Here is a 16,608-nt window from a genome sequence, read left to right as displayed (position 1 = left end):
CAATTGCTGTCACTGCTGGAACTTAACGATGCATTAAGCTCGAAAAGAACTCCGCTTATTCTACGGAAAACCGTACAAGCAGGCGAACTTCGGTCGTATCGGGATGGGTCGATTTCAACACGATCACGCCGTCGCCGTGGGGCGAGTCAGCCTCTTCGCCCGGGCGGGCCATGCGAACCATTGGTTTGGTGCCGACGGGAATCTCGATAGTCAGCGGATAGTGAACGAGTTGATCGCCCATTTTCTTGAGCTCTCCCAGCGACACTTTGAGTTCCTCGGGGTCGACGCTAGCAACTTCTAGCTTGGTCTCAGGGGCATGCTCGCCTCGAATCGCGACGTTGACTTGCAGCTTCTTGCCTTCCCTGCTCGACACAGGACCAACGCGCAAAACTCCCTGCTGCGGAGACCAACCGGGATGGAAGATGGAAATATCCCCGACCACATTGCCGGTCACGGGCAAAGTCAACTTCGACGCATTCTTGAGATTGGTTTCGAGCGTGAGCCACGTGAAAAACGGGCCGATCGATTTGCTGGCCGTGTAAACGGCGGTAATCTTCACTCCACTGCGGGCTGATTTGGGGAGTTCGTTGGCTTCAAGCGGCGTGACGGTCAATTGGATTTGCTTGGCGACAGCGGGATCGCTGAATTCGTACTTCGTCACCTGCACTTCATCTTCGAGGTTGGAAACGAGATAGCTCACGGCTTCCTTAGTGCTATTTGTTTTGACCGTATTGAACAACAGGTCGGGGGGCATGAGGGTGTTCGATTCCACGACGTCGCCTTCCACGACCAACTCAATGCGCGATTGATTGGGATCGTTGGAACTGAGCGTCGCGCCGTGACGGAACGGGCCCGGCGGGGTCTTGGCGGTCCACTCAAGTTCGACGTCGGTCTCTTCGCCGGGATCTATCTCGTTTTTCTGCAAATCTCCGACGGTGCATTTGCAGGTGGTCGTGAGGACTTCCACCTTGAGCGGCAGATCGCCGGCGTTGCGAATCTTAAACTTGTGTTTCATCGAGGTGCCACGCTCGATGCGATCGAAATTGAAAGTCGTTTCTGGAACCTCGGCAATAGGACCCTGCTTCATCTCAGTCGCCGGTATGGCAGGCGCAGTCTCGGTGACGATCTTCGCGGGGAGTCGCGCTTCGATGTAGCCCAAGGCCGAGCCTAAACCGACGCCCACGATGGCGGAGAAGAGCACGATGCTGAGAAAAGGTTTCATGGAGATGCCGCGAATCCGGTGTAAGTTGAATTACTCTATTGTAGCGCGATCAAAACAAAGGCGTCAATTATTGACCACGAAGCCACAAAGGGCACAAAGAATTTCTAGAAGCAGTAGCTTTGTGACCTTAGTGTCCTTTGTGTTTAATAATTTATGGTTTCAGTAAGCTGCGGCTGTTTGTGAAGAATTCCTGAAAATCGGCGCGGCGGTAATCGGGGTAGGTCCAATCGAAGGGCTGCCATAGCTTTGCGCGGTAGCTGAGCGTCACTTCGGCGTAGATGCCCTCGGCAAGATAGATCCGATGCGCGTGGTCTTTGGTCGAGGCCAGCACCAGCTTGGCGAGCGTCAGATACCCGGGATCAAGATTGAGCGGGCGCGGTTCGGGATGACTCGCACCAGCAGCGTATTCGACTTCCCAATCATTGGTGAGCCGCTTGATCGTGGCGAGTTGGCCGGGATCGATCGGCTGCGCGGGGATGACGAACTGCTTCTTCAAGTCGGTGCCCATCGTGGCGGTGTAATAGTCGGTTTCAGTGAAATCAAAGGACGGGCTGACGGCACCAAGGGCGCCGAACTCGGCGGAAATTTTTTCCTGGGCCCACTGAAGCGCGGCGTCATAACGCGAGCTGACGGCGATGAGAAGGAGCACGGGATGAGGGGGGGTGATGGAGCCCATGGGAAAACCCGGAGGCAGGTGTGCCTCCGGCTAGAAGAAAATAATTGGGTCCTAATACGACTTCGCGAATACGCCGCGCTTGGTGCTTGGTGCGCCGGTGAAGATGCACTTGCCGGATTCTTCGGGGGCATCGAGGGGGACGCAGCGGACTGTTACTTTCAGTTCCTTGAGTTTCGCTTCCATAACTTCGCCGTCGACAAAGTGACAATAGGCGAGCCCGCCGGGGGCGGTTTCGGCGAAGTATTCCTCGAACTCGGGGAGCGAATCGATCTTGGTTGTCACATCGGCACGAAGCTTGGCTGCGCGGTCGAAGAGGTTGGTTTGAATTTCCGCTAAGCGGTGAGCCGCGGATGAAACGAATTCGGCTCTCGCAATCGGCTCGCCTTTGCCTTCGATGTCGCGGCGTTTCACCATGACTTTGTTATCGGCAATATCGCGCGGGCCGACTTCGACAATCAGGGGCACGCCCTTTTTGATCCATTGCCATTTCTTGTCGCCGCCGCGTAAGTCGCGGTTGTCGATGCGGACGCGCACCGGCTCGTTGTCGTAACTTTGAGCGGTGAGTTCGGTTTTTAGTGCTTCACAATATGGCAACACAACCGCGCGCTCTTCGTCGTTGCGATACAAGGGCAGGATCACGACCTGTGCCGGTGCCAGCTTGGGTGGCAACACCAACCCATCGTCGTCGGAGTGGGTCATGATTAACCCACCGATTAAACGGGTCGACACGCCCCAGCTTGTGGTCCAAGCATATTCGAGTTCGCCCGCCTCGCTCTGAAATTTGATCTCCTGGGCCTTGGCAAAATTCTGGCCGAGGAAGTGGCTCGTCCCGGCTTGCAGGGCTTTGCGATCTTGCATGAGGGCTTCGATGCTGTAAGTCGACACCGCGCCGGGGAAACGCTCGCCAGCGGTCTTCTCGCCTTTGATCACTGGCATCGCCATCACATCCTCGGCGAACGTGGCATACACGTCGAGCATTTGCCGCGTTTCGGCTTGTGCCTCGTCGGCCGTGGCGTGCACAGTGTGACCTTCTTGCCAAAGGAATTCGGTCGTCCGCAGGAACATCCGCGTGCGGAGTTCCCAACGAACCACGTTGGCCCATTGGTTGATGAGAATCGGCAAGTCGCGATACGACTGCACCCAGCGGGCGAATGTCGCTCCGATGATCGTTTCGCTGGTGGGCCGCACGATCAGTGGTTCTTCAAGCTTGGCACTGGGGGCGGGTTGCAAGCCCCCCTTGCCATCCGGTTCGAGGCGATGATGCGTGACGACCGCGCACTCCTTGGCGAAGCCTTCGACGTGCTCGGCTTCCTTTTCCAAAAAGCTCATCGGAATGAAGAGCGGGAAGTAGGCGTTCTCGTGGCCGGTGGCTTTGAACATCGCGTCGAGCCGGCGTTGGATGTTTTCCCAAATCGCGTAGCCCCACGGCTTGATGACCATGCAGCCCCGCACGTCGGAGTTCTCGGCCAAGTCGGCGGCTTTGACGACCTGTTGATACCATTCGGGATAGTTTTCGCTGCGGGTGGGCGTAATGGCGGTTTTGGCTGGCATGGTGTGGGAGCGAGTATGTGAGTTGGTGAGTAAGTAATAAGCGACACATTCTAAGGGGCCATCATTCTACGGTAATGGGTGGCCCGCGAAAATCGCACCGTTTTGGCCCCCCAGCGAACCCCTCTGGAATCTGGTAGGATGGCAAGCTTGAGAGGCGCGAATCGTTGCTGCGCGGCTACTACCACCAACCACTTATCACGGACAATCATGCCTTCGGTCGAACGTCGTTTTGTCAGCCAGCTTGGGCACAATGAATCCATCAGCCAGGTGTTTCTCGCGTCGGAGAAGCAGCTCCGGCCCAATCGCAACGGAAATCTGTATTTGCAGGTCGATTTGTCCGACCGCAGCGGCGCGGTGAATGCTCGGTTATGGAATGCGACCGAATCGGATTATAAGGCGTTCGAGAATGGCGACTTTGTCCACGTCGAAGGTGCAACGCAGCTCTTTCAAGGCAACATGCAGTTGATCGCCAACCGGATCCGCGTCGCGCGGCCGGATGAAGTTTACGAAGGCGATTTCATCACGCTGCAATCGGCCGACATCGACAAGATGCGCAAGCGGCTGATCGAAATTCTCAACGGCGTGCAATCGCCGCCACTCGCGAGGTTAGTGAAAGGTTATCTCAAAGACGAAGCCTTCATGGCCAAGTTCTGCCAGGCCCCCGCGGGAATGAAGAACCATCACGCCTACAAAGGGGGCTTGCTTGAGCATGTCCTGAGCTTGATGGAATTGATTCTGGTCGTCGCGCCAAAGTATCCGCAACTCTCGCAAGACAAACTGATCATGGGCGCGTTTCTGCACGACTCGGCCAAGGTCGAAGAACTCGCCTACGAACGCGACATCTCCTACACCGACGAGGGCCAACTGCTGGGCCACATGGTTATCGGCGTGACGATGCTCGACGACAAGGTGCGCACTATTGTGCAACAAGATGGCCAGCCGTTTCCCGAACGTTTGCTGATCGAGCTCAAGCACATGATCATCAGCCACCATGGCGAATACGAATATGGCAGCTCGAAATTGCCCATGACGCTCGAAGCGATCGCGCTGCATATGCTTGATAACCTCGATGCCAAGGTAGCGAGCTTCTCGCAGTTGATGGCCGATTGCCCCAACGCGGACAGCAATTGGACGCAGTATTTCAGCCAGATCGGGCGGAAGCTGTTTAAGCCGGAGAAGGTGTAGATCAAAATAGACTGGACTTGAAAAGCGAGGTAAAATTGAACGTGTGCCTCAAAATGCCTTGCGAGAACAAACAATGGCCGACTTTACCTTGGACAAGTCTGTACTCCAAGTCAGCACTCTTGAAGCTCAGGGAGATGATCGAGAGTACTGGTTTGCTAAAACACCAGAAGAGCGTCTGGCAGCTATGGAATATCTGAGGCGTATCAACTATGGGCATGATCGAGTTAGAACCCGACTTCAAAGAGTTCTTGAAGTTATTGAATTCCCACCATGTTGAGTATCTCCTCGTCGGCGGCTACGCAGTTGGCTACTATGGGTATCCGCGAACCACGAATGACATTGATATTTGGGCAGGTGTGAGCCACGAAAACGCTCATAAGTTGTGCCAGGTTTTTCTAAAATTTGGCTTTTCATCAGCAAGTGTTTCTGCGGAAAAATTCCTTGATCCAAGCAAAGTCTATCGCATGGGAGTGCCTCCTGTGTGTATCGATTTGCTATTACAAGTTTCCGGCTTAGATTTTACGACAAGTTTTAGTCGCAGAAAGACTGTTGAGATTGATGGCATTGAACTCAATTTGTTGAGTCTTCAGGATCTCAAGGTCAACAAACTAGCCAGCGGTCGACATAAAGACCTTAATGACATAGAAAACTTGCCTGACACGTGATCCCATAGCCAGATCGGGCGGAAGCTGTTTAAGCCGGAGAAGTGATTAACCACGAATCAAACGAATTGCACGAATAGGATTTCGTCGTTCCGGGCACGAGTTTTGCTTTGTAAATGTCCCTGCGATGCGTTGTATCGCAGCTATTATTTGACCTCTGGCCACCGACCTCTGACCTCTGTAACTCATGCAAGAATACGAAACCGCCATTCTCCGTTACGTGAACGACCCGAAATATCGGCCGGTGAAGCCGGCGGTCATGGCTAAGAAGCTGGGGCTCGAAGGGGATGATGTTTCGCGGTTTCGCCGCGTCGTGAAGAAGATGGTCAAGGCGGGGAAGCTCTCCTGGGGGCCAAGTCATCTTGTTTACACGGCCGAGAAAGGCCAGGCCACTGAAGTCCCCAATGACGACGAAACAAAGCCCGCCAAGCACGTCGTCGGCACATTCCGCCGTGCTGATGCGGGGTTTGGTTTTTTGCGGCCCGAAGGAACTCCAGCAGGGTCGGGACGCGATGCCGATATTTTTATCCCTGCCAATGCGACGGGTGATGCGGCCAACGGCGACATTGTGCGGATTCTCTTGAGTAGCCGCGTCGGGCGGATGGGGAAAAGCGAAGGGCGCATCATCGACATCGTCGAGCGAGCGACCAACCGTTTCGTTGGCACGTATGCCGTGACGGCCGGCATGGGGGTCGTGCAGATCGACGGCAAGATTTTTTCGAGCCCCGTTTTCGTTGGCGATCCCGGTGCGAAGGGGGCTCAGCCCGACGACAAGGTTGTGGTCGAGATGGTCCGCTTTCCTTCGCACTTGCGCGACGGCGAAGGGGTCATCATTGAAATCCTCGGCAAGCGCGGCGAGCCGGGGGTTGATACGCTTTCGATCATTCGCGAATTCAATCTTCCCGGTGAGTTTAGCGATGCCACGCTCGAAGACGCCCGCGAACAGGCGGCGTTGTTTGATGAAACGAACCTTAAGAATCGCCAAGACGTTACGGGCGAAACGGTGATCACGATCGATCCCGTGACGGCCCGCGATTTTGACGACGCGATCTCCTTGGTCCAACAACCCAACGGCCACTGGCTGTTGGGGGTGCATATCGCCGACGTGTCGCACTTCGTGCGGACGAAGTCGCCGCTGGATCAAGAAGCCAAGGAACGCGCGACGAGCGTGTATTTGCCGGATCGCGTGATTCCGATGATCCCGGAAATTATTTCGAACAATTTGGCCAGCTTGCAGCCGGATCGTGTGCGGTATGCGATCACGGCGCGGATCGAATTCAGTCCCGAAGGGCAACGCATTCACACCGACGTGTTCAAAAGTGCGATCAAAAGCTGTCGGCGGTTCACCTATGAAGAAGTGGACGAGTTCCTGGCCGATCGCGCGGGGTGGAAAAAGAAGCTCACGCCGGAAGTCCACGGCTTGCTGTCGTGGATGCACGAACTGGCAATGATCTTGCGCGATCGCCGCATGAAGCGAGGTTCGTTGGAACTCAACATGCCAGAGTTGGAAATCGACCTCGACACGCACGGCAACGTGGCGGGGGCGCATCTGGAGATCAACACCGAGAGCCACCAAATCATCGAAGAGTTCATGCTCGCGGCCAATGAAGCGGTCGCCGAAATGCTCGCCGACAAGGGCGTGCTCTTCTTGCGTCGCGTGCATGGTTCGCCCGAACCGCGCAAATTGAAATCACTCACTGACTTTGTCAGCGAGCTGGGCTTTAAGACTGATAGTTTAGAAGATCGCTTTGCTTTGCAAGATTTGCTTAACAATGTGAAGGAAGATTCCCGCGAGCATGCCGTGAACTATGCGGTGCTACGAGCGATGCAGCGGGCCGTCTACAGCCCTGAAGAAGAGGGCCACTACGCCCTGGCGAGCAAATGTTATTGCCACTTTACGTCGCCCATTCGTCGCTACCCTGATCTCACAATCCACCGCCTGATCGAACAAGTTAGCCAAGGCAAAACGCCCGACCAACATTTGATGGAGCTTTTGGCACTGGGCGATCATTGCAGCGAACGCGAACAACGCGCGACCGAAGCCGAGCGCGAACTCAACAAGGTGAAGCTGCTGTTGTATCTGCAAGACAAAGTCGGCATGCAGATGGACGGCATCATCACGGGAGTTGAGAATTTCGGCTTGTTCGTCATGGGTACGCATCTTCCCGCGGAAGGCTTTGTGCACATTACTTCGCTCACCGACGATTACTACAAATTCGACAAAGCGGGACACGTCATCAGCGGTTTTCGTTCGGGGAATACTTATCGGCTGGGCGATCCCGTACGCGTGGCGGTGGCGGCGGTCGACGTCGAACGGCGCGAGCTCGATTTGCGCTTGCTGGACAAGATCGGCGGCGCGGAGGGGGGACGACAAGCCAAGCGTAAATTCAATCCCCAAGCGCGGCAGCAAAAGCCACGCAAGGGGGACCGTAAAACCGATGGCAAGGTCGGCCGCAAGCGAAAGAAGCGGTAGCATTTTTCTCGCCTGATGTTAACTCCAAGCATCCTCTGCGGCTAAATCTCTGGCCCCTGGCACCGCGCGGGCAAACCGTTAGAATACGGCTTCTCGGCGTGCATCGGTTTGAATGGATTTGTCATGAGTAACAACGACCAACTGGCTCACACTCCCCTGTTTGATTGGCACTCTGCGCATGGGGGGCGGATGGTCGAATTCGGTGGCTGGTCGATGCCCGTCCAATACACCGGCATCGTCGAAGAGCACCAAGCCACTCGCACTGCGGTCGGGATGTTCGACATCTCGCACATGGGCCGCGTGTTGATCGACGGCCCCGACGCGGCGAAGTATCTCGACAAGCTAATGACCCGAGCAGTACTCGACATGCGGCCGCATCAGATTCGCTACTCCCTTGTGTGCAACGAGTCGGGGGGAATTCTCGATGACGTGCTCTGTTATCAAGTGACGCTCGCCAGCGGCAAATCGTCGGGTTACGGATTGGTGGTGAACGCCAGCAATCGGCCGAAGATGCTCGACTGGTTGGAAGCACACAAATCGGGCTTCGATGTAACGCTCGAAGACATCACGACCACCTACGGCATGATCGCTGTGCAAGGTCCGCGGGCGATTGAAGTTCTCGATCCGCTGTGCAGTTGCGAGTTGACTTCGCTCCGCTATTACACCGGTCAGGTGACTGACGTCTGCGGCGTGGAATCGTTCGTCAGCCGCACCGGTTACACGGGGGAAGACGGCTGCGAGATTATCTGCCCCAGCGATAAGGTTGTCGAAATCTGGGAACAAGTCATGGCCGCAAGCGAACCTGTTGGCGGTCGCGCGGTTGGGTTGGGTGCCCGTGATACACTGCGACTGGAAGCGGGCATGCCTCTGTATGGACATGAGCTGAGCGAAGAGATCAATCCGATCCAAGCGCGGCTTGATTTTGCAATCAACTTGCGCGAGCGCGACTTTATCGGGGCAGAAGCATTGCGGGGTCTGCAACGCAACTCGACGCAGCCCGTGCGGGTCGGCATCCAGATGGAAGGCCGGCGAGTGGCTCGCGAAGGGGCCACCATTTTGCTTGGCAACCAAGAAGCGGGTCACGTCACGAGCGGCACGTTTTCGCCAACGTTTAACCATCCGATTGCGATGGCGTATGTCGCGCCGCCCGCCGCGGCGGCGGGGACTCACTTGGCAGTCGACGTGCGTGGCCAGGAGCATCCGGCGACTGTGGTGCCGCTGCCGTTCTATGAGCGGGGAAGATAAATAAACGATTTATAAACGCTAAGCCGCAAGTGGCTTATTGAGTAGATGGAGAATTCAAAAGTGAAACCGGAAGAATTGCTGTATGCGAAAACCCATGAATGGGTCTCGATCGCAGAGGAAGACGGCGCGAAAGTCGCCACGCTAGGCATCTCAGCCTTTGCCGTTGAGGCACTCACCGACTTGGTGTTCATCGACCTGCCCAAGGTCGGCAAGCAGGTTGAGGCTGAGCAGCCGTTCTGTGAAGTGGAATCGGTGAAGGCCGTGAGCGACATCTACTCGCCCGTGGATGGCGAAGTGGTGGCCGTGAACACCTCGTTGCCCGATTCGCTGGAAACGCTCAGCCGCGATCCGTACAACGCGGGCTGGATTGCTAAGATTAAGATCAGTGACGAAGCAGGACTGTCTAAGCTGCTCGACTTCGCTGCGTATGAGAAGCAGTGCAAGGAAGAGAATTAAAAGCGTTAGTACCACCGACCCGCATAGAATATTAATACGCGAGGAAACTAGATTCCTCAAGTCGTAGAACTCCTTTCGGAATGACATGTGACTGTCATTTTCATAAATGCCATATCTTTATAACACGCCTGAAGATCAGCAAGCGATGCTCTCGGCGATTGGGGCGAGCTCGATCGAGGAGCTCTTCGACACGATTCCCGCGGAATTGAAATTCGAGGGCGCGCTCCAGATCCCCTCTGCCCTGTCGGAAATGGAACTCGATCAGCACATGCGCGAGCTAGCGGGCAAGAATGCATCGCCTGCCAACAAAGTTTGCTTCCTGGGGGGTGGCAGCTACGACCATTTCGTGCCCGCCGTGGTCGATGTGATCGGCTCGCGTAGCGAGTTCTACACGTCCTACACGCCCTACCAGGCCGAGGCGAGCCAGGGCAACTTGCAGGTGATGTTCGAGTATCAATCGCTCATTACCGAACTGACGGGCATGGACATCTCGAACGCCAGTCTTTACGACGGGGCCAGTTCGGCGGCGGAAGCCGTGTTGATGGCGATCTCTCATACTGGGCGTCACGGCAAGGTTATCGTTCCAGAAAGCCTGCATCCTGAATATCGTGCGACGATTGCCACGTATCTCGAGAACCTGCGGACGGAAGTCGTGACAATCAAAACTCCGGGTGGTGTAATCGATCCCGAAATCTTGGCCGAAGCGATCGACGAAAACGTCGCGGCGGTGGTGTTGCAGCAGCCCAATTTCTTCGGCTGCGTGGAAGATGCCGACGCCGTAAGCAAGATCGTGAAAGAAGCCGGAGCGTTGTTGATCGCGGCGTTTGATCCGATCAGTCTTGGCATTCTAAAACGCCCAGGAGATTATGGTGCCAGCATCGCGGTCGCCGAAGGTCACACGCTTGGCACGCCGATGTCGTATGGCGGGCCTTACTTAGGAATCCTGGCTTGTGAAAAGAGCCTAGTGCGCCGCATGCCGGGCCGCATCGCCGGCCAGACGGTCGACCGCCGGGGCAACACGTGCTACGTCCTCACGATGCAAACTCGCGAGCAACATATCCGCCGCGAGAAGGCCACGAGCAACGTCTGCACGAATCAAGGTTTGTTCGCGCTGCGGGCCACGGTCTATCTCGCGCAAATGGGCCCCCAAGGCCTGCGCGAGACGGCCAACCTTTGCTTGCAAAAAACTCGCTATGCTGCTGAGCAAATCTGCCAGCACGAACGGTTCTCGCTGGCGTTCAACGAACCGACGTTCAAAGAGTTTGTGATCCGTGACGCCGATAACCGCGTCGATGAATTATTGAAGTTCGCCTTGGACCGCGGCTACATGGCCGGCGTGCCGTTGGGCCGTTGGTATCCCGAACTCGCGGACTGCTTCCTGGTGGCGGTGACCGAGAAGCGAACGAAGGCGGAGATAGATGGATTGGTGAAGACATTGGTTCAAGCTCCTACAAAACAAGCATCGACGGCGATGTCAACGAATTAATCACCACAAAGACACCGAGAACACTAAGCCCCGCTTCTTTGTGTCCTTTGTGCCTTCGTGGTAAAAAGTTTTAACTATGCGAAATACCCGCGATACAAAATTGTTGTGCGAACTCTCGAAGTCGGGCCGGCGTGCGGCGCGATTGCCGGCGTGCGATGTGCCGGAGCAAGAGATTGCGGATTTGCTTCCCGCTGAAGCGTTCGCATCCAAGCCACCGGCGCTGCCAGAGCTTTCCGAGCCGCAAATTGTACGGCATTTTGTGAATCTGTCGACGCTCAACATGTCGGTCGATACGCATTTCTATCCGCTGGGAAGTTGCACGATGAAGTACAACCCCAAGCGGAACGAACGGGCCGCGGCGATGACTGGTATTGCCGATCTGCATCCTTATCAGCCCGAGGAAACTTTGCAGGGAATGCTTGCGCTGCTGTACGAGATGCAAGAATATCTGCAAGAAATTTCGGGGCTGGAAGCGTGCAGCCTACAGCCGGCCGCAGGGGCCCACGGCGAATACACGGCCCTTCTGGTGGCTGCAGCCTATTTTCGCGACCAGAATCAGCATCGCACGAAAGTGCTCGCTCCCGACAACGCCCATGGCACGAATCCCGCGAGTGCCGCGATGGCAGGCTACCAGTCAATTACGGTCAAGACCACTTCCGACGGCTTTGTGGACATGGCGGATCTCGCGGCGAAGCTTGATGATGAAGTGGCCGTGATGATGATCACCAATCCGAGCACGCTCGGCTTGTTCGAACCGAATATGAAGGCGATTGCCGACGCGGTTCACAAAGTCGGTGGGCTGATTTATCTCGACGGCGCGAACATGAACGCGATCCTCGGGATCTCGCGCCCCGGTGATTTCGGCGCCGACATGCAGCACTACAATCCGCACAAGACTTTTAGCGGTCCCCACGGCGGCGGTGGCCCTGGCGCGGGACCGATTTGTGTGACCAAGAAATTAGGCCCCTATCTGCCCGCACCGATCGTGCGCAAAGATGGCGATCGCTATTGGCTCGACTTCGATATGCCCAAATCGATTGGCCAGGTCCGTTCCTTCTTTGGCAACGTAGGGGTGTTGGTGCGGGCTTACTGCTATATCCGCACGCACGGCCCCGATGGGTTGCGTTCCGTCTCTGAAAACGCCGTGCTCAATGCCAACTACTTGCTAAGCCGCGTGAAGCATATCGTGCCCGTGCCGCAGGGGAATCGTTGTATGCACGAGTTTGTCGCCTCGGCCACAAACTTGAAAAAGGAAAAAGGGATCACGGCGATGGACGTGGCCAAGCGGTTGTTGGATTACGGCTTCCACGCACCGACGGTTTATTTTCCGCTGACCGTCCCCGAGGCGATGATGTGCGAACCGACCGAATCGGAGAGCAAGGAAACGCTCGACGCCTTCGCGGAAGTGCTATTCCGCATCACGGGCGAGGACGCTCAATTGCTGCACGATGCGCCGCACACGACGGCGGTGAGTCGTCCCGACGAAGTTCGCGCGGCACGCCAACCCGTACTAACTTGGGCGGCGCTTGCTCAGTAGTTTCAGAATGATTTCACCACTAACACACAAAGGGCACTAAGAAAAGTCTTATCTGTCTTTCTTTGTGTACTTAGTGGCTTTGTGGTTAATTCCAATTTTGAACAATTCCAAGTTTCCATTTCCGTGCCGCCTCATTGTTGACCCGCCCCAAAGCGGCGCGTGGAATATGGCGGTTGATGAAGCGCTTTTAAAAGAAGCGGCGACTGACGGCACCGCGAGCTTGCGTTTCTACGAGTGGAATGAACCGACCCTATCGCTTGGTTATTTCCAGAAATACGCAGATCGTGCGAAGCATCCTGCAAGCATGAATGTGGCCGTTGTCAGGCGACAAAGCGGCGGCGGGGCGATTCTGCACGATCACGAATTGACTTACAGTTTGACGTTGCCAGCGACGCATCCGCTCTCTACCGATGCACAAAGTCTGTACAACGCTGTGCATGAGTTGCTGGTTGCGGTATTGCGCAGTTCGCTCCCAGAAAACGGTCCCGCTTCAACCCTGCGCATGGTCGAGAAAACGGGGATTAGTGAAAATCTGCCAGAGCCATTTCTGTGCTTTTTACGGCGTTCCCCAGGAGATTTGATCGCTCAGCCGACAAATGCGACGGGCGATTACAAAATCGTAGGGAGTGCCCAACGCCGCAGTCGCGGAGCCGTTCTGCAGCATGGCAGCATCTTACTTGCTCGTTCGGAGCATGGCCCCGAACTTGCAGGTCTGAATGATGTGTGCGATACTAGGTTAGTTACAGCTTATCTAGCGAGTGAACTGATCACGCAGCTTCCACGAGCCATCGGCGTTGAATTCGGTGAGCGCAACCTCTCCGGTCAATGTCGCGCGTGGGCCGTCACTCTGCACGATGAAAAGTATGGAAATCGGCATTGGACTGAAAAGCGGTGAACGCTGTCCAGCTTCGAGGCCGATGAAAGCGGTAGGTCATCCTAAAGCTTCTCACTGAGACTGAGTTGCGATAGCGGATGCCCACCACCCCTCTTCGGAGGGGTTATACAGCATCTTGCACTTACTAGAATTCCAAAGGAACAAGTCGAGGAAGATTAGGCTTGTTCCCAAGTTCGTGATATTCTGCGGTTATGAGGAGGTCCCGGGGGGGATGTCGCCTTGTCCGCGAATCACGCCGTAGTTGCGGTGCGAATTCGTGCCGGGGTGCCACATGTCCTTATGGTATTGGGCCCTGACCTTACTGGGTTGATTCCTACTGGATCAACGTAGTTGAGGCTGCCTTCTCAGAACCCGCGCTATTTTTTGACAATGGCTGGCAGCGCCATGGATGTAATTCTCAAAGTCACAAAAGGGTCCAAAATTGGAGCCAAGATCGCCGTCAAGAAAGAAGAATTCTTGATCGGTCGCAGCCCCGAGTGCCACCTCTGCGCCGGGAGCACATCGATTAGCCGTAAGCATTGCGCAATCCGGCGCGACGGCACGAAAGTGACGATCGAAGATCTCGGCAGCCGCAACGGCACCGTCGTCAACGGCGAGAAAATCACCGGAGTAACCGAGCTCCATTCGGGCGACGATATTGTCATCGGTTCGCTTGGCTTCATGCTGACGATCTCCACGGGGCTCGCCAACGAAAAGAAGCCGGAAGTGAAAACCGTCGCGGAAGCGGTGGAACGGACCGCGGCCAAGAGCAGTGGGCCCATTGGGGTAGAAGACATTTCTGGTTGGCTCATCGACACCGATAAACCGAGAGGTTCCTTCTCCGATACGCAAACGATCAAGCTTGATGACACGAAGGCGAGCGAACTGCGCGAAGCGGTGAAGAAGCTCGAAGAGGCAGCCACCGTGGATGTCCACGAGGACGAAATTGAAGACGACGGTGCCGCTGATAAGTCCAAAATCAAAAAAGAGCCTGGTAAGCTTCCGCCGCAGCTTAAGCAGCCCGCCACTAAGGACAGCCGCGAAGCGGCGGTTGAGGCGCTGCGTTCGTGGAATCGGCGGCGGTAGGCCGCTTGATCTCTGTGGCTTCCTGGATCGCATTGCGATCCGGCTGGGGATCCGCTGTTTTCCTTGATCGTGCCTCTCCGATAGAATATCTGTAGCGGCTTAGTGGCCCGTTCCTGCCAACTCACCCCACCGATGAATTGATCATGGCTTCACGGATTCCACCGGAACAATTCCCCGATAAGCAACAGGCGCCCGAGAAGCCCCGCGCGGGACTTTTGGGCTTGGCGTTCGACGCCGAAGATGGCCACAAGCGAATCACGCGCGGACCAAACTTCTTACTGGCTGGCGGCTCGCAGGAGACACACGGTCAGATGCAAGAGACCGCCATCAAGATCAACGAACACTTGGCCCGCAAGGGGAAGGATCTCGCCGAGGTTTCAGTCAAAGAGCTACGCGATATCGTCGCGGACGTGGTGAAATAGAAACTTCAAGACCCTGCGACGCGTCGCGTCGCGGCTAGGGAAGTGTCGATCTTCAAAAACAAAGCGGGGCACTTGCGTACCCCGCTTCATTCGATTGCGGATATCTTAATCAGCTTTACGCTGTGTATTCTTATTCTTCATCGAAGCTGAATTCAGCTTCTTCGTCGATCGTCTCTTCGGTCATTACGACCATGCTGTCGGTCACTTCGGGGCGAATCGTGGCGAGCTCGGCGGGGGTGAGCTTCACATAGCCCAGACCGCGGATGACTTCCAAGACTTCGCTGCACGTAGGGAACATCCGGCCGCTTGTGCGCTTGTACTCGTCCATGGCGTTCATGAAACCCACTTCTTCATCGGAATAATCGCGTTCGCACGTCGTGGGATCAATCTGCCGACGGCGTTGAACCTTGGTGCGACGTTCAAGTTGGGGAGCAGCGGGATTGGTGCTCTCCTCACGGGCGTTGCGACGACGATCGATGGTCACTTCCTTGTCGCCGGTGGCAACGTCGCTGGTGGTCTTGTCGGTCTTGGCCAAACGTCCCTTGGGCGAAGGAACTTGCTTACCGGTCTTGGTGGCGTTGTTCTTCTTGCTGGAAGTGGTGGTCGCTGTGGCTTTCTTAACCGCCATGGGGAGGGCTCCTTGGTTGGACAGATTGCAGGTGGGAAACGGCGATCTCGTGGTGAGATGCTAGCAATCTTCGGAATAGCGACTGGGCAAAATGGATGGGCCACGAAAAATAACCGATTTCAGTAAAGATTCCGGTTGGTGCGGATTGTCCGGTTTAGCGAGAGTTTTTGGCTGTGCCAGCGAATGGCTCGCTCGGGTGGCCGCACAGCCGCGCCAGCCGCCATTTGGGTTGCGTTCGACGGCCAGGATTGCTATTTTTCCGGCCCAGAACGGCCGATTCGTGCAGCCGTTTCTTCCGGCAAAACCTTATCGCTCGAAGTTCCCCAGGAACGCGCAAGACGTGCGGCAGCCACCATGCACCCATCCTTTTCCACCAAAGTTCTGTTCACCGGGCTTTGTGCGTTCGCGCTCGGAGTGCAAGTTGGTTGTAACGGCTTTACGTCGCAATCGCTCAATGCCGAGGGTGTGCGGCTCTATCAGAACGGCAACTATCAACAAGCCGCCGAGACGTTCCAGAAAGCGATCGCGAGCAACCCCAGCTCGGCGAGTGCTTACTACAACCTGGCTTCGGCAATGCATAAGAACGGCAAGCTCTACAATCGGCCCGCCGATTTGCAACAAGCCGAGCAGTTGTACAACCAGTGTCTCGATTACGATCCCAACTGCACGGAATGTTATCGGGGGCTCGCGGTGCTGTTGGCCGAAACGGGTCGACAGGATGCGTCGTACCGCTTGCTCGAAGGCTGGGCCTCGCGCAATCCGCAGAGTCCCGAACCACGGATCGAGCTGGCGCGGTTGTATGAAGAGTCGAACAACACACAACAAGCCGCCGTCAGCTTGGAACAGGCGATTACGATTGATCCCCATAACAGCCGCGCTTTAACGGCTCTGGGCCGGCTGCGAGAATCAACCGGCGACACGCAACAAGCACTCGCCAATTATCAACGCTCGCTGGCGATCAATCGCTTTCAACCGGCGATCGAAACCCGCGTGGCCTCGCTCCAGGCGAGCCAAGGGGTGTCGGGAGCTCCGCCGGTGGTGACGCCGCCCGATGGCACGCGCACAGTGCAGCAGTCGAAATCGACAGTGAGGTATTAAGACCGGC

15 protein-coding genes are annotated in these 16,608 nt (G+C 56.1%); 11 read left to right on the top strand and 4 right to left on the bottom strand.

Annotation, left to right across the window (positions count from 1 at the left end):
* Window positions 1-55: 55 nt before the first annotated feature.
* The 3 genes from SH678x_RS03925 to proS all read right to left on the bottom strand — a co-directional run bounded on the left by SH678x_RS03925 (window position 56) and on the right by proS (window position 3,449).
* Entirely contained in the window at window positions 56-1,222 is a 1,167-nt protein-coding gene (locus SH678x_RS03925; RefSeq protein WP_496921580.1) for a DUF1573 domain-containing protein, read from the bottom strand.
* A gap of 151 nt (window positions 1,223-1,373) precedes the next feature.
* Window positions 1,374-1,898, bottom strand: coding sequence for a DUF4416 family protein (locus SH678x_RS03920; protein WP_496921579.1), 525 nt, complete (start codon window positions 1,896-1,898; stop codon window positions 1,374-1,376).
* Between the two features lie 51 nt (window positions 1,899-1,949).
* Complete coding sequence (gene proS, locus SH678x_RS03915; protein ID WP_496921578.1) at window positions 1,950-3,449, bottom strand: proline--tRNA ligase; 1,500 nt, start codon at window positions 3,447-3,449, stop codon at window positions 1,950-1,952.
* A gap of 138 nt (window positions 3,450-3,587) precedes the next feature.
* Here proS and SH678x_RS03910 point away from each other — a divergent pair, with 138 nt between their 5' ends.
* From SH678x_RS03910 to SH678x_RS03865, 10 genes are all read left to right on the top strand, one after another.
* Window positions 3,588-4,634: a 3'-5' exoribonuclease YhaM family protein gene (locus SH678x_RS03910; RefSeq protein WP_496921577.1), complete on the top strand. Its 1,047-nt coding sequence runs from the start codon at window positions 3,588-3,590 to the stop codon at window positions 4,632-4,634.
* Window positions 4,635-4,843: 209 nt separating this feature from the next.
* Window positions 4,844-5,299, top strand: coding sequence for a nucleotidyltransferase (locus tag SH678x_RS03905; RefSeq protein ID WP_496921576.1), 456 nt, complete (start codon window positions 4,844-4,846; stop codon window positions 5,297-5,299).
* Between the two features lie 184 nt (window positions 5,300-5,483).
* Entirely contained in the window at window positions 5,484-7,769 is a 2,286-nt protein-coding gene (gene rnr, locus SH678x_RS03900; RefSeq protein WP_496921575.1) for a ribonuclease R, read from the top strand.
* A gap of 123 nt (window positions 7,770-7,892) precedes the next feature.
* Entirely contained in the window at window positions 7,893-9,014 is a 1,122-nt protein-coding gene (gcvT, locus tag SH678x_RS03895) for a glycine cleavage system aminomethyltransferase GcvT (protein WP_496921574.1), read from the top strand.
* A 60-nt stretch (window positions 9,015-9,074) separates the two neighbouring features.
* The gene (gene gcvH / locus SH678x_RS03890; protein WP_496921573.1) at window positions 9,075-9,470 is read left to right on the top strand and encodes a glycine cleavage system protein GcvH; all 396 of its coding nucleotides are present in this window, start codon (window positions 9,075-9,077) and stop codon (window positions 9,468-9,470) included.
* A 106-nt stretch (window positions 9,471-9,576) separates the two neighbouring features.
* Window positions 9,577-10,956 (top strand): aminomethyl-transferring glycine dehydrogenase subunit GcvPA, encoded by a 1,380-nt coding sequence (gene gcvPA / locus SH678x_RS03885; protein ID WP_496921572.1) that lies wholly within the window; start codon window positions 9,577-9,579, stop codon window positions 10,954-10,956.
* A 76-nt stretch (window positions 10,957-11,032) separates the two neighbouring features.
* Window positions 11,033-12,493, top strand: a complete 1,461-nt coding sequence (gene gcvPB / locus SH678x_RS03880) for an aminomethyl-transferring glycine dehydrogenase subunit GcvPB (RefSeq protein ID WP_496921571.1) — start codon at window positions 11,033-11,035, stop codon at window positions 12,491-12,493.
* Between the two features lie 166 nt (window positions 12,494-12,659).
* Window positions 12,660-13,388, top strand: a complete 729-nt coding sequence (locus SH678x_RS03875; protein WP_496921570.1) for a lipoyl protein ligase domain-containing protein — start codon at window positions 12,660-12,662, stop codon at window positions 13,386-13,388.
* A 384-nt stretch (window positions 13,389-13,772) separates the two neighbouring features.
* Complete coding sequence (locus SH678x_RS03870; protein ID WP_496921569.1) at window positions 13,773-14,453, top strand: FHA domain-containing protein; 681 nt, start codon at window positions 13,773-13,775, stop codon at window positions 14,451-14,453.
* 143 nt (window positions 14,454-14,596) lie between these two features.
* Window positions 14,597-14,875: a hypothetical protein gene (locus tag SH678x_RS03865; RefSeq protein ID WP_496921568.1), complete on the top strand. Its 279-nt coding sequence runs from the start codon at window positions 14,597-14,599 to the stop codon at window positions 14,873-14,875.
* A 130-nt stretch (window positions 14,876-15,005) separates the two neighbouring features.
* Here SH678x_RS03865 and SH678x_RS03860 read toward each other — a convergent pair whose 3' ends face one another.
* Entirely contained in the window at window positions 15,006-15,503 is a 498-nt protein-coding gene (locus SH678x_RS03860; RefSeq protein WP_496921567.1) for a hypothetical protein, read from the bottom strand.
* 183 nt (window positions 15,504-15,686) lie between these two features.
* Here SH678x_RS03860 and SH678x_RS03855 point away from each other — a divergent pair, with 183 nt between their 5' ends.
* Window positions 15,687-16,601, top strand: coding sequence for a tetratricopeptide repeat protein (locus SH678x_RS03855; RefSeq protein ID WP_496921566.1), 915 nt, complete (start codon window positions 15,687-15,689; stop codon window positions 16,599-16,601).
* Window positions 16,602-16,608 lie beyond the last annotated feature (7 nt).

This window comes from Bythopirellula superficialaquae (genome assembly GCF_059632245.1).
The sequence above is the reverse complement of the archived record's forward strand: the minus strand, read 5'-3'. Positions and strand labels throughout refer to the sequence as shown.

Coding starts and splice junctions, on each gene's coding strand:
- SH678x_RS03925 (WP_496921580.1), bottom strand. CDS start 1,222: ATGAAACCTTTTCTCAGCATCGTGCTCTTCTCCGCCATCGTGGGCGTC.
- SH678x_RS03920 (WP_496921579.1), bottom strand. CDS start 1,898: ATGGGCTCCATCACCCCCCCTCATCCCGTGCTCCTTCTCATCGCCGTC.
- proS (WP_496921578.1), bottom strand. CDS start 3,449: ATGCCAGCCAAAACCGCCATTACGCCCACCCGCAGCGAAAACTATCCC.
- SH678x_RS03910 (WP_496921577.1), top strand. CDS start 3,588: ATGGCAAGCTTGAGAGGCGCGAATCGTTGCTGCGCGGCTACTACCACC.
- SH678x_RS03905 (WP_496921576.1), top strand. CDS start 4,844: ATGGGCATGATCGAGTTAGAACCCGACTTCAAAGAGTTCTTGAAGTTA.
- rnr (WP_496921575.1), top strand. CDS start 5,484: ATGCAAGAATACGAAACCGCCATTCTCCGTTACGTGAACGACCCGAAA.
- gcvT (WP_496921574.1), top strand. CDS start 7,893: ATGAGTAACAACGACCAACTGGCTCACACTCCCCTGTTTGATTGGCAC.
- gcvPA (WP_496921572.1), top strand. CDS start 9,577: ATGCCATATCTTTATAACACGCCTGAAGATCAGCAAGCGATGCTCTCG.
- gcvPB (WP_496921571.1), top strand. CDS start 11,033: ATGCGAAATACCCGCGATACAAAATTGTTGTGCGAACTCTCGAAGTCG.
- SH678x_RS03875 (WP_496921570.1), top strand. CDS start 12,660: ATGGCGGTTGATGAAGCGCTTTTAAAAGAAGCGGCGACTGACGGCACC.
- SH678x_RS03870 (WP_496921569.1), top strand. CDS start 13,773: ATGGATGTAATTCTCAAAGTCACAAAAGGGTCCAAAATTGGAGCCAAG.
- SH678x_RS03865 (WP_496921568.1), top strand. CDS start 14,597: ATGGCTTCACGGATTCCACCGGAACAATTCCCCGATAAGCAACAGGCG.
- SH678x_RS03860 (WP_496921567.1), bottom strand. CDS start 15,503: ATGGCGGTTAAGAAAGCCACAGCGACCACCACTTCCAGCAAGAAGAAC.
- SH678x_RS03855 (WP_496921566.1), top strand. CDS start 15,687: ATGGCTCGCTCGGGTGGCCGCACAGCCGCGCCAGCCGCCATTTGGGTT.